Origin of the sequence: Clostridium saccharoperbutylacetonicum N1-4(HMT) (genome assembly GCF_000340885.1) — a bacterium.
Taxonomy (GTDB): Bacteria; Bacillota; Clostridia; order Clostridiales; family Clostridiaceae; genus Clostridium; species Clostridium saccharoperbutylacetonicum.
The window spans coordinates 4,770,040-4,783,697 of record NC_020291.1 but is presented as its reverse complement, the minus strand read 5'-3'; the positions used below and the strand labels follow the sequence as shown (position 1 = coordinate 4,783,697).

The 13,658-nt window shown below is 31.6% G+C and carries 11 protein-coding genes; 5 read left to right on the top strand and 6 right to left on the bottom strand.

What is annotated here, in order from left to right; all coding sequences use genetic code 11:
- Positions 1-246 precede the first annotated feature (246 nt).
- Positions 247-1,596, top strand: coding sequence for an FAD-binding oxidoreductase (locus CSPA_RS21370; RefSeq protein WP_015394465.1), 1,350 nt, complete (start codon positions 247-249; stop codon positions 1,594-1,596).
- Positions 1,597-1,801: 205 nt separating this feature from the next.
- Here the strand turns inward: CSPA_RS21370 and CSPA_RS21365 are convergent, their stop codons facing one another.
- Together CSPA_RS21365 and CSPA_RS21355 are read right to left on the bottom strand one after the other, a co-directional pair.
- A complete protein-coding gene (locus CSPA_RS21365; protein WP_015394464.1) occupies positions 1,802-3,604 on the bottom strand; it encodes a multicopper oxidase family protein in 1,803 nt (600 codons plus the stop codon).
- A 478-nt stretch (positions 3,605-4,082) separates the two neighbouring features.
- Positions 4,083-4,565 (bottom strand): DUF4883 family protein, encoded by a 483-nt coding sequence (locus CSPA_RS21355; RefSeq protein WP_015394462.1) that lies wholly within the window; start codon positions 4,563-4,565, stop codon positions 4,083-4,085.
- 156 nt (positions 4,566-4,721) lie between these two features.
- On the opposite strand from CSPA_RS21355, the gene CSPA_RS21350 reads away from it, so the two are divergent.
- On the top strand, positions 4,722-5,741 hold the full coding sequence (locus CSPA_RS21350) for a pyruvate kinase (RefSeq protein ID WP_015394461.1): 1,020 nt from the start codon (positions 4,722-4,724) through the stop codon (positions 5,739-5,741).
- Between the two features lie 362 nt (positions 5,742-6,103).
- Here the strand turns inward: CSPA_RS21350 and CSPA_RS21345 are convergent, their stop codons facing one another.
- From CSPA_RS21345 to CSPA_RS21335, 3 genes are all read right to left on the bottom strand, one after another.
- Positions 6,104-6,598: a hypothetical protein gene (locus tag CSPA_RS21345; protein ID WP_015394460.1), complete on the bottom strand. Its 495-nt coding sequence runs from the start codon at positions 6,596-6,598 to the stop codon at positions 6,104-6,106.
- 118 nt (positions 6,599-6,716) lie between these two features.
- Complete coding sequence (locus CSPA_RS21340; RefSeq protein ID WP_015394459.1) at positions 6,717-7,337, bottom strand: J domain-containing protein; 621 nt, start codon at positions 7,335-7,337, stop codon at positions 6,717-6,719.
- Positions 7,324-8,241 carry a DUF5685 family protein gene (locus CSPA_RS21335; protein WP_015394458.1) on the bottom strand — a complete coding sequence of 306 codons (918 nt, stop codon included), beginning with the start codon at positions 8,239-8,241 and terminating at the stop codon, positions 7,324-7,326. The genes CSPA_RS21340 and CSPA_RS21335 overlap by 14 nt, the downstream gene beginning before the upstream one ends.
- A 239-nt stretch (positions 8,242-8,480) precedes the next feature.
- Between CSPA_RS21335 and eno the strand changes: the two genes are divergently transcribed.
- The 3 genes from eno (at position 8,481) to CSPA_RS21320 (ending at position 11,527) form a co-directional block, all read left to right on the top strand.
- The gene (gene eno / locus CSPA_RS21330; protein WP_015394457.1) at positions 8,481-9,773 is read left to right on the top strand and encodes a phosphopyruvate hydratase; all 1,293 of its coding nucleotides are present in this window, start codon (positions 8,481-8,483) and stop codon (positions 9,771-9,773) included.
- 139 nt (positions 9,774-9,912) lie between these two features.
- A complete protein-coding gene (locus CSPA_RS21325) occupies positions 9,913-10,122 on the top strand; it encodes a DUF1450 domain-containing protein (RefSeq protein ID WP_015394456.1) in 210 nt (69 codons plus the stop codon).
- Positions 10,123-10,264: 142 nt separating this feature from the next.
- Entirely contained in the window at positions 10,265-11,527 is a 1,263-nt protein-coding gene (locus CSPA_RS21320) for an Nramp family divalent metal transporter (protein ID WP_015394455.1), read from the top strand.
- 231 nt (positions 11,528-11,758) lie between these two features.
- On the opposite strand, the gene CSPA_RS21315 is transcribed toward CSPA_RS21320, so the two are convergent.
- Positions 11,759-13,651 (bottom strand): oxidoreductase, encoded by a 1,893-nt coding sequence (locus CSPA_RS21315; RefSeq protein WP_015394454.1) that lies wholly within the window; start codon positions 13,649-13,651, stop codon positions 11,759-11,761.
- Between the last annotated feature and the right edge of the window lie 7 nt (positions 13,652-13,658).

Sequence of the window (13,658 nt, the reverse complement as noted above, 5' to 3'; positions counted from 1 at the left end):
TTATGGATTTCTAGCAAAATATAAAACTATTGTGCCATAGAGAGTTATCTTATTAACAAAACTCAAAATAATATCAGTTATATCTGCATGAAATTATAATTTATACGCTACATTTGTATCAGAATATTGGTTGCAAAATTATTGTTCAAAATGAAGAATATTATATTAAGCACATTCATGCATTGATTTTCATAATATAGTATATAATTATTCGAAAATCAACGAAAGATAAGGAGAGATGATTGTATGCATCATTATAAAGAACCTGAATTGACTGGACGTATCGTTACTCCTAACGAATTTCAATATAATACAGATCGTCTAGATTTTAATACTTTCTTCAACAAATTCCCATTGGTTATTGTCTATGCTCAAAAGACACGTGACGTAGTTAATGCAGTTCGATGGGCACGTTATTGGAATGTCCCAATTCGTATACGCTCTGGCGGTCACAGCTATGAAGCTCTCTCAGTCCTTAACGCTGGTATCGTAATTGATGTAAGTGAAATGACCCAAGCGGATATAGAATATAAGTGCGGTACAGCTATAGTTCAGACTGGCTTACGAAACATTGCTTTATATAGAATACTTGGAGCTGAAGGGCTTGTAGTACCAAGCGGTGTATGTCCAACTCCTGGTATCGGTGGCGTAACTTTAGGTGGTGGTCATAGTATTTTATCTAGACCATGGGGATTAACTCTTGATCATTTGCTTGAATTGGAGATGGTTGACGCTAATGGCAATATTATTCATGCTAGTAATGATCACAATGCTGATCTATTCTGGGCATCACGTGGTGGTGGCGGTGGTAATTTTGGTATTTGCACCTCATTTCGTTTTCGCACCCACCGTATTGATACAGTAGGCTTTGCAGAAATTAGCTGGGATCTAAAATATTTGAAACCAGTGTTAAAAACCTGGCAGAAGTATACCACACCTTGTGCAGATGAAAGACTTACTCCAACATTATTTATGGCTTCAGGACAACAGACTTCACTCTTAATGCAAGGAGTCTTTTTAGGTTCAGCTAAAGAGTTACGCAACTTGCTTAAGCCTTTACTCCAGGCTGCGTCACCACAAAAAGTGACTATTGAAGAGATACCTTGGCTTGAAGCTGTAGACCTAGTTGCTGCCAAACAACCATCAACACCATTACCTTTTAAGAGTGTTGGACCATACCTTTATCATTTATTGCCGGAAGAAGGAATCGCTACGACTCAACGTTTTATCAATGAAGCACCACCTGATTCCACATTCTCTGTATTCTTACATGGCTTAGGGGGAGCTGTGGCTAAGATCCCAAGCTGGTCTACAGCCTATATTTATCGTAAAGCTCTTTCGAACATGTCGCTCTTTGCTACCTGGAGTAAACCTGAGGGAGCTGCCGCTGGTATACGCTGGGTTGAGGACTTCCGCCAAGCTATGCTGCCATTTACCAAAGGTGTTTATGTTAATACCATAGATCTATCTATCGAAGACTGGCCAGATGCTTATTATGGTACCCATTTTAAACGTTTGACTCAAATAAAGGCCAAATACGACCCTGAGAACATCTTTAGATTCCCTCAAAGCATACCACCTGCAACTGACTTTTAGTTTATTTTTAGTTTCTAACCTTTCGTAAATTTCTTCATTAAAATATTATATTGAATTAAATTTGATTCTAATAGATTAGAGATTGTAATAAACAATATAAGTAAAGCCTACCAAAAGGTAGGCTTAAATTAGTTTATAATAATCTTTTTAGATTTCTCTACTCTATTATTCTATTGCTACATAAGACATATTAAAGTAGCAGCAATTAACAATCAGCAAATGGATTTAGAACTTTGTAAGGACGCATCATTTCATTGTCTTCGTGATCAATAATATGACAATGCCACACATAGCCTGGATCTGCTGCTGGGTTGAATGGAAATAGATTAATACCAGGAATCGAATTTACCACATCTTGTGGAGCAAAACGAGCCCTGATTGTAGTTACCTGTCCAGGATAAGCCTGGATTGTATCTTTCCAACCATCTTCATGAGCAGGTGGATTAATTGGTCCATCTAACAGATAAGATTTCACAGGTAATACTTCAGTAGGATGGTCAAATGGAGGCTGACCATTAAGTGCTAACCAGTCATTCGTATACTGGGTAACTAGGAAATCTTGACGGCTGACAAGACGGAATTGAATCAAGTGAAGATGAATTGGATGAGCGCCTTTTGTCAAATTTACTAGTTGCCAATCTTCGGTTGATCCCACTAGCGGAAGTTCAGAGACAGGCGCATTCCATTTTTGGCCGTCTAGTAAAAGTTCTACTGGTTTTGTAGGATCTCCAACCACCATAAGAGTCAAGGTTCTTTTTTTATTAATGCATTTTAAAGGAGCTAAAACATTCAAGACTTTTGGCAATGTTGATGGCTCTACAGCTGGTTTGTTAAGAACCGTAAACTGCATAACCTGTCCTGTTGTTTCTTGATCAGGGGGATTTCCATTTGGAAAAGGAGCATTCGCAGTGTTGGTTAAGGTTAATTTTGTTCCAGGTGCTAGCTGTGAAAAATCTACAAGGAGATCGGCACGTTCTCCAGGAGAAATGAGCAAAGATACAAGTTGTACAGGTTTTGGAAGGTATCCTCCATCAGTACCGATTTGGAAAAATGGCATTTGATTGGAGAATGCCATATTATAAAATCGGGTGTTTGAGCCATTTAAAACCCGAAAACGGTATTGTCTAGGTTCAACATTTAGATTTGGCCATACTTTACCATTAACCATTATGGTGTTTCCTATAAATGATGGTCTCCAGTATGGATGAACATCAGAATTTACACCATTACTAGGGAATAACAACGATCCGTCATCATAGAAAGAACGATCCTGTATCGCAAGAGGAATGTCATATTTTCCTAGAGGTAAGTTAGAATACTTTCCATCTAGATATTTATTAGGATCACGTAATAAATAAAAACCTGCTAGGCCCATATAAACATTTAGGCGAGTAATACCTAATGTGTGATCGTGATACCATAAAGTGGTTGGTTCTTGATCATTAGCATAGTGGTATCGAGATTTTATAAAATCAGGTCCGGTAATAGCTTCTCCAGCTGTAAACCATGCCTCAGGATAACCATCAGATGCTGGTTCAGTCTCCCCGCCATGTAGGTGAGTCACAATTGGTACTGGTCTTTGAGCTAAAGGAAATCCTGGGGGAAATGGCGGAAATGGTGGCATAGGCATTCCCACATTATTAGGATCAGCCCAGTGAATAGTTGGATCTACCGCTAACGGATGAGCTTCTGTCAAATTATTAACCCATTGAACATTGATTGGAATGTGTCTTATAGCCTTGAAAGTCGGACCAGGTGTGGACTTAAAATCTGGAATGACATCACCTGTTTCGGGATCCTTGACTTTACCGCCATAGCCCCAAACAGTAGTTTCAGGATATCCTTCTGGTAATATCTGCTGAGTAAATTGACTGATTGTCACCAAATAATTATGGCTTATTACTTTACAGGTAATTGGATTTCTAATCACAGTTGGTTCAAATACGGGTGGAACAACAAGTTGATTTTCAAACTTTGGAATATCTTTTGGATTAAGTGGATTTGGCACTTTCAATCCCCTCCTCTTTAGCATAGACTCACTTCTTTAAATTGCCCAATACGAGTTTTTAATGGTAAGGTTTTATAGTATAAGTTATGAAACTCAACTTCAATATGCTACTGTACTAGCTGAAAAACTATAATATCTAGAAGTATATTAAGTATAAAATAAAGAGATTATCATGATGTGTATATATTAAGGAAGAGGCATAAAGAAAATATCCATATAGAATCATTAAAATTAGTATTACAAGAAAACGCAAAAAAGAGAGAAAAAATAAATAATATTGAAAATCATTTTGAAATATTTGAAGAAATAATGGTAGGAAGAATTAAAACTTCCGACATTCTTCCTACTATCATTAAAATAGAATTTATTATAATTACCTGTTCATGCTATTATATATTATCTAATACCATTCTATAAGCGGCAAAAGAAGGGGCAAAACTAAAATTTACACTTAAAATAATGCTGATATAGCCTGATATTACTTAGATATAGGATTATTTAATACATGATTGCAAAAATCAAAAAGATTATATTTTAAAGGTAAGTCCTTAATTGATATAACATCTTCCTTATAAAATCCATCCCAAGGAGCTACAGAGATTATAGAAGAATTAAAAACTTTTATTAGGTATTTTTCACCATTATCAAAAATTATTGTTAGTTTAAAAGGCTCCTTTGAAGTAATTGTTTCATCTGTATATGCATCACTATTTATGGAAGAAATAAAATCTTCTACTATATTGTCCTCTTCATCAGGAATTTGAAATTCTTTATATAAATTGGTATCAAATACATAAAGTTTATATTTATAATTATTTAAAATTCTATTTTTAATTTTATCAATATAATAATGGTTATTAGGTTTCATAGAAAAATTTATGTATCTAGGATTCTGAAAATCACAGCCTGTTAGCGTTAATGACAACAATAAAATTATAAAAATAGAACTAATCTTTTTCATATAAAAACCTCCTAAAATACTTGTACACAGAATAAGTTTATTCTTAAAACAGTTTTTTAGAACTTATATGTAACACCTGTAAAATAAAATGAAAATAAGTGCTAAATAATATGCTTCTATAATAAGAATAAAGGTAGTGCTAATTTGGAGGAAAGTATGTACATCATAGGGACAGTAGGGCCAAATGTAAAAGATAGAACTATTCTTAAAGGAATAATTGATAGTGGGGTTAATGTTTTAAGATTTAACTATATTCATGGCAGCGAAGCAGAATTTTTAGAATTTTTAGAAATGGCAAAGGACATAAAAAATGATATAGAAATAGTATTAGATCTGTCAGGAACAAAAGTAAGGGTATCTAGTAAGTTCGAGTATATATATAAAATATATAATGAAGAAGAAGTATATTTTTGTGGAGAAGATATATATGATCAAATAAAGCATAATGTTAGTAAGATGAAAAAGAAAGTAATTCCATTGAATGTAGAAAATAAAATTTTAAATCAAAATGAGTATGAGCAAATTGGCATTAAAGATAACACTATGTCTTTTAGCATAATTGGAAAAAAACATGAATTTATTAGAGCAGTTACGATAAAAGGTGGAATTATAAGAAGTGGAAAAGGGTGTAACATTAAAAATTTGGAAAGAGAAAATTTTTCTTTAAATGAAAAAGATAAGAATGCAATAGAATGGGGAATAGAAAATAAGATAGATACAATATGCCAATCATTTGTTGAAAGAAAAGAAGATATAGAAGAAATGAAAATATTTATAAACAATATAGAAAGTGAATTTAAGCCTAGAATATGGGCAAAAATAGAAACTTTAAACGGTGTGAATAATATTGAAAATATTGTGAAAGAAGTTGATGGAGTAGTAATTGGAAGAGGTGATTTAATCCCAGAAACCTCAATAGAAGATACTCCAATATATGAAGAAAAAATAATAAATGAAGTAGCTAAAAATAAAGGAAAGGATATTATTATAGGTACCCATCTCCTCAACAGTATGAAAAATGGAAAGATGCCATCAATTACAGAAGTTGAAAGTATATATAATTTTATAAAATGTGGAGTTACAGGCTTCCTTCTAGCAGGAGAAACCTCAATAGGAAAAGCACCAATAAAAACAGTACAGTTCCTGAATGATTTAGTAAAAAAATACACACCATAGAAAAAAGCAGCTATGCTGCAACCAAGATCATTTAATCTAAATAACCAACGCACCTTAGAAAAGGTACAAAGCACAATTAATCATTCCACCATAGAAAAAAGCAGCTATGCTGCAACCAAGATCATTTAATTTAAGTAACTAACGCACCTTAGAAAAGGTACGAAGCATAATTAAGATCATTCCACCATAGAAAAAAGCAGCTATGCTGCAACCAAGACCATTTAATCTAAATAACCAACGCACCTTAGAAAAAGCGCGCACTAATAAAAAGAGTGCAAAGCACAATTAAGAAATCAATAAGTGCAACAAATATAAATTAACAAAAAAGCAGGCAATGAACAATAGTGGTCATTGCCTGCTTTTTAAATATGTTTATGTATTCTGTTTAAATAAAAACTTATTATAATAGTTAATGAATAATCATAAATTAAGAAAACAATTTGTGCCAGTGCCCATAGCAAATACAAAGGATAATTAACAGTAGGAAGTCCTAAAAAGTTAATTGTAACCCAATATATTATTAGGAGGAGAATATTGAATCCTAATAATTTTAATACTACTTCCAAAGGCCTATTTTTTATTTTTTCTGCAAAGTATTTTATTATTCCATAAACTCCAAAAAATAATGCATAATATAAAGCTATATTGGTTGGAACCAAAAAGAAACTGATGATACTTGAAGCAAGATATACTAAAAAGGTGTTTCTAATTGAGGTTCTTATTATGGAAATTGGTATTAAACAAGAAGCAACTGTTAATATTGATAAAGTACTTATGGGAAGAATTGAAGTAGCATAAAGTATTACAAGGGTTAATGCTACAGTTAATCCGTTTTCAGCAATTTGTTTTGACTTCATCTAACCATCACCTCTTCATATAAATCTAATCCTGTATATATAGATTGCAAATTATCTTTTAATATAGATAACTGAGAATTAACTATTGATAATTAAAAAACTGTAAACTGTAAATTGATTAGCAGCAACCAATTAAATCACCACCAGCACACTCACATAATGAGTCTAAGCACCAAAGTTTAATACAGCAATCGCACATATCAGAACTGCCTGTATTTGTAGTTCTGTAATAAGGATTTGAGTAATTATTTCCTCTTCTGCGTAATGAATTTAGACCTTGTCTGTATTCAAAGTTATTTGGGTCCATATTAACAGCTGTAGTCATTTCGTTTAAAGCGGCATCAAACCAGCCTTTATTAAGCAGTACGACACCATTTAAATAATGCCATTCTGCATTTCTATTATTAATTGAATTTAATCTGCTTTCAGCTGCCATATAATTTCCTGATTGAATAAAGCTTCTTATTTCCTGAAGATCAAAAGAAGCATAGTCATTTGAAGAATTACTATAACTATTAGAACTACTAGAGTAAGAATTATTAGAGTTACTATTACCTGAATGTTTTGTTAGTTCATCATAAGCCTTATTTATTTCAGCCATTTTTGCTTCAGCTAAATTTTGTAAGGGATTATCGATAAATTTATCAGGGTGATATTGTTTAATAAGCTTTCTGTAAGCACTTTTTATTTCATCTTGACTTGCACCAGGTTTTACTCCTAATACTTCATATGGATTCATTATTAATCTCTCCTTTTGTTTCCTTGGTATTTTGTGAACGGTTAATTATATTAATGTATTTATCCATTAGGCCTAATTCAATTATGTTATATAATATATCTCTATTTCTTACAAGATTTAATTTTTCTAAATTTTCCTTGCAAGTATATCCGCAATTTAAAATAGTAAATTCTATTCTTGGTTTTATAGCTTCAATAAACTTATCATAATTTAAGTTTTCTTTATTATATAAGAAATTTAATGGATTAAATTTCTTGTTTTCCATATCAGCTTTTAAATCATCTAAAGCATCAATTAGATAAATCCATTTCCCAATAGAATATCCTAAACTATATAGTGTATTTCTTAAGTCAGGACAATCATCTCTTAATTCATATGGATAATCACGCATAATTGTACCTACTAAAGCACTAAAAGGATCACATATTTCATCTATATAAGAAAAAGATTTACTATTTTCAAGGGTAGAAAGTTTGTTTAAATAATCACTTATATTACTATTAATAGCAGTTATTGATGAAGGGAACTTTTTTTTGTAGGGTGATAAGAGAAGTGAAAAAAACTTACTTTTAATATTCTTATCATCTTGAACATCATCTAATAGTTTATAGTAGAATAAGGATATATTCATGGTAGCAGCATAAGATAAAGCTTTATTATTAGTTATTATAGTTTTTTTTTCAGCTGGATGAAGAGCACATCTATGCTTTGATACTTGAAGCTCTTCAGGATTTAGTGCATCTAATAATAATCCGAGGAAAGTCATATCATAATTTAAAGACATTCTTGGAATATTGCCAAATTCTTTTTTTATATGGCAGCATAATCCGCAATAATAACATTTAAATCTACCCCAGTCTTTAACTTTCATTTCTGCCTTTAAGGGGGTCACATATCCAAACAATAAAAACACTCCTTATTGAATTAAGTATAAGACCATTATACAGTAAATTTCAAGTTTGAAACAATAAAAACAAAATTATTTGAAAAACTAAATTATTTATTTTAAATTATTTAGTTCTAAAAATTTTGAATTTTTAGATTATTTTACATAAAAATACTTTTATTTTTTCGAAATATGTAGTATAATTTATTTGATAATAATTATCAATTAAGGTTTCGAATTTAAGGAGGTATTTATAAATGAAAGATTATGTAGAAATTATAGATGTGATTGGTAGACAAATTTTAGATTCAAGGTGTTTTCCAACAGTTGAAGTAGAAGTATATTTAGAAGATGGAACTGTAGGAAGAGCAGCTGTACCTTCGGGTGCTTCAACAGGAATATATGAAGCTTTGGAACTAAGAGATGGAGATAAAGATAAATTTTTAGGAAAAGGCGTTTTGAAAGCAATAAACAATATTAATGAAATAATTGCACCAGAATTAATAGGCTGCAATGTATTTGAACAAACATATATTGATAAAATGCTTATAGATTTAGATGGAACTAAAAATAAAGAGAAATTAGGAGCTAATGCTATTTTAGGTGTATCTTTAGCTGTTGCAAATGCAGCTGCAAAAGCACTTGAGATACCTTTATATAGGTATATAGGAGGGGTAAATGCGAAGGTTCTTCCAGTACCTATGATGAATATCTTAAATGGAGGCTCACATGCTGATAACTCAGTAGATTTACAAGAATTTATGATTATGCCAGCTGGAGCGCCAGATTTTAGTGAAGCCTTAAGAATGTGTGCAGAAGTTTATCATACACTTAAGAAAATATTAAATAATAAAGGATATTCAACAGGTATTGGTGATGAAGGTGGATTTGCTCCAAATCTAAAATCAAATCAAGAAGCTCTTGACGTTATCATTGAAGCAATAGAAAAAGCAGGATATAAACCAGGTGAAGATATCTTTATTGCTATTGATGCTGCTTCATCAGAATATTATGAAGATGGAAAATATGTATTACAACATGAAGGAAGAACACTTACAGCTGCAGAAATGGTTGATTTCTTTGAAGATTGGGTTAATAAATATCCAATTATATCTATTGAAGATGGAATGGCTGAAGAAGACTGGGAAGGTTGGAAACTAATAACTGAGAGATTAGGAAAGAAAGTTCAATTGGTTGGTGATGATTTATTTGTTACTAATACTGAAAGATTAGAAAAAGGTATTGAACTTGGAGTTGCTAACTCAATATTGATTAAGTTAAATCAAATTGGTACTTTAACAGAAACTTTAAATGCTATAGAAATGGCTAATAGAGCAGGATATACTGCGGTAGTATCACATAGATCTGGAGAAACAGAAGATACTACTATAGCTGATCTAGTTGTAGCTGTAAATGCAGGTCAAATAAAAACAGGTGCCCCAGCAAGATCTGAAAGAGTTGCTAAATATAATCAATTGATAAGAATAAATGAAGAGTTAGATGATGTAGCTGAATATAGAGGAAAAAAGGCTTTCTTTAACATAAAATAGTTTTTGGTAGATTATGGTAAAAGATAATCAGTAACGTAAAATAAATTTTATGTTATTGATTATCTTTAATAATATCTAGGATTAATGATCAATTGTCAACATTGAGGTGTTATTTCAGTTTAAGAGAGGAAGGATTGATATGAAAATAAAATTTTGTGAGGAAAATAAAGGCAAGAAAAGTGTTATAAATAAGATAAAAGAAGAATACCCTGATATTGAGATTTCAAAGAAAAAGTGTTTGGGAAAATGTAAGCAATGTTCAGAACAACCAATTGCTATGATAAAAGATAAACTCATTAAAGGAAAAGACTCTGAGGAATTATATGAAAAAATAAAAAAGGAATTATAATTTATTTAAAATATATATGTTGAAAAAAGAGTTGTTCATCAATTAAGATTTTCAAAGGAAATAAACATTCATTGAACATTTATAATTGGAATATATATATATGAATAATGAAACTTAATATTAAATTATGGAGGTGAGTAGGGTGAAAAAACTACTAAAGAATAAATCTCTTTTTACAGGAGAACATAAACCTAAGTTTATGGCATTAGATTTTATTAAATATATAGGACCGGGATTAATAGTTACAGTTGGATTTATTGATCCTGGTAACTGGGCATCTAACCTTATGGCTGGATCAACATATGGATATTCGCTTTTATTCACTATAACACTTTCAACAATAATGCTTATTATATTGCAGCATAATGCAGCGCACCTTGGAATAGCAACAGGCTATTGCTTATCAGAAGCTGCATCGATTTACTTAAAACCATGGCTAAGTAAAAGTATTTTATTTACAGCAATACTAGCTGCTGTTTCAACAGCAATGGCTGAAATTCTTGGAGCTGCAATAGCACTGAATATGTTGTTTAAAATACCAATAAAAATTGGAAGTATATTAGCTTTTGCATTAATTATGTATATGCTTTTAACTAATTCTTATAAAAAGTTAGAAAAGTGGATAATTGGATTTGTTTCTATTGTAGGTCTATCTTTTATATTTGAACTTTTTCTTGTTAAAGTAGATTGGAAAGATGCAATTGTGAGTTGGGTGACACCATCATTTCCAACAGGCTCAATACCTATAATAATGAGTGTTATTGGAGCTGTTGTAATGCCACATAATTTATTTCTTCACTCTGAGATAATACAAAGCAGGCAATGGAACTTAAAAGATGAAGAAGTGATTCAAAAGCAATTAAAGTATGAATTTGCAGATACATTATTTTCAATGCTAATTGGATGGGCAATTAATAGTGCTATGGTCTTAATTGCTGCAACTACATTCTTCTCTAATAATGTAGTTGTAGATGATTTAAGTCAGGCAAAACAAATGTTAGAACCATTACTTGGTAACTGGGCAGCACTAATATTTGCTATTGGTTTATTGTTTGCAGGTATTTCATCAACAATAACAGCAGGAATGGCATCAGGTAGTATTTTTGCAGGTATGTATAAAGAACCTTATGACATAAGTGACTCACATACTAAAGTTGGAGTTGCAGGCACTTTAATAGCTGCACTTGCAGTTATATTTTTTGTAGGAGATCCTTTTAAAGGGTTAGTATATTCACAAATGTTTTTAAGTATACAACTTCCTATTACAGTATTTTTACAAATATACTTAACTTCATCTAAGCGAGTTATGGGGAAATATTCTAACGATATACTAGGTAAAATAATTTTGGGCATAATTGCTTTTATTATAACAGCTTTAAATATAATGCTTTTATTAGATATATAAAATTCGTAAGATTATATCTGAAGATAAGGGCTGTAGCATTAGCGGATTAAACATAAATCTCAGATTAATAGGGTTTGAGATTTATGTTTTTGCACAAAAATGAACTTTAGCACCAATTATTTAGTGCTACAGCCTTATTCTTTTGAACTTCTTTATAATTTTAGTAAGGGGTTGAAGTATTTAACATGCAACCTGATTTATAGAATTTTTATATAAATGCTGCATATTAAATTATAAATCCATTGCTGCATCAAATCCAGTTCGGGTTGCATTCCATAAGGTGCCACCTTTTGTAGCGCAATCCCCAATAGCATAAACATCATCTACAATAGCTTCAAATAGCTCAACTTGTTTTCTATCAGCTTTTACTCCTAGTGATAAAATTACAGTATCGCATTTTATTATTTTCTTATTACCAGCTTTATCTTCTATAATTGCTCCTTCTTCTGTTATATCAGATAATTTAACTTCACATTCAAAAGTTACTCCTTCTTTTTTTAGAAGTTCTTTTAGTGCAATCATGCTGATTTGTATACCATCTGCACCAATTCTTTCTTCAGGAATCATATCAATAACTTTAACATTTTTTCCTTCTTGTGCTAGAGTAAGTGCAGCTTCAAGGCCTGTAAATCCTGCTCCTACCATTACAATATCTTGTCCTACTGAAGTTTTCTTTGATTCTACATCTCCAACCCAAGCAACTTTTTCACTGTCGCTTAAAGTAAACTTAGGAATAATAGGTTTTGCTCCAACTCCAATTAGCACAGCATCAGGTTTTTCATTAAGAACGTTTTCTTTAGTTGCCAGTGTATTAAGTTTGACTTCTATTTTAGGATTATTTATTATACTTCTTATAGACCAATCTAAATAACGTTGCATATCCTTTTTAAATGGTGCAATGGAAGCCATTCTTAGTGCCCCGCCTAGTTCGCTATTTTTCTCAAAAACAACTACACTATAGCCTTTCTTTGCAGATATTCTTGCAGCTTCAAGACCCGCTGGACCTCCACCAATTATTACGACTTTTTTACTACGTGCCTCTTCTTTTATTTCAGAAAATTGAGTTTCCCTTCCTAATAATGGATTTACGGCACATCTTAATCTTATAAATTGAGTATGAGTTCTATTTATACATGTGTTACAACGAACACAAGGTCTTATCTCATTACTTTTTCCTTTATAAGCCTTACTTACACAATTTGTATCAGCTAAAATATTTCTTATCATTGCAACTACATCAACATCTCCATTTGATACAGCTTCTTCCGCAGTATCTAAATCAAAACTTCCAACTACTGATACTGGAATATTTAATTCCTTCTTAAATCTTTTCGCTGCTTCCAAATTCATAGCTCTTGGAAAGTATGTTGGTTGAAATAAATATGGAAGTAATGATTCTTCTTCAAGTAATCCTCTTGAAACATGCATAATATCAACTTTATCTTGAATTTTCTTTGCATATTCTAAAGTTTCTTCTAATTCTGAAGATCCTTCTAATAACTCCTCAGCACTTATACGATATTCTATTGCTATCTTATTTCCAACTTTTTCACGTATTGCTCCCAGTAGTTCCTGACCAAATCTACATCTATTTTCAAATGTTCCACCATATTCATCTGTTCTATGATTATGTTTTTTAGAAAAGAACATAGCTGGAACATTCCCGTGTCCACCATGAATCATTATCATATCAAAACCAGCTATCATGCATCTTTCTGCGGCATTTGCAAATAACTTTATAATATGTTCGATTTCTTCTTTGCTGCTTTGAGTTGCTACAACTTCAGGTGGTGTAAGCATATATTGTCCTGATACTAATTCTATGCTTGCTAAGGCGCCATATATATGGATAACTTCAGCAAGATCAGCTAAATCTGATATATACAATGAATTGCCTACATTAGTAATAGGAACACCAGAGCTTTGTTCATCAATTGATGAAACTCCTAAAGTCACAATTCCTGCTCCTGATTTTGCTAGTGACTTCACATAAGCTATAAATTCTGGAGTGTTTCCACCATCTCTTCCACATAAAAACGATCCAGCTGGTGATATTTCAATTCTATTTTTGGCTGTAATATTTCCAATTTGTATAGGTTTGAAAATATTAGATTTTTTGTCCATAAGTATT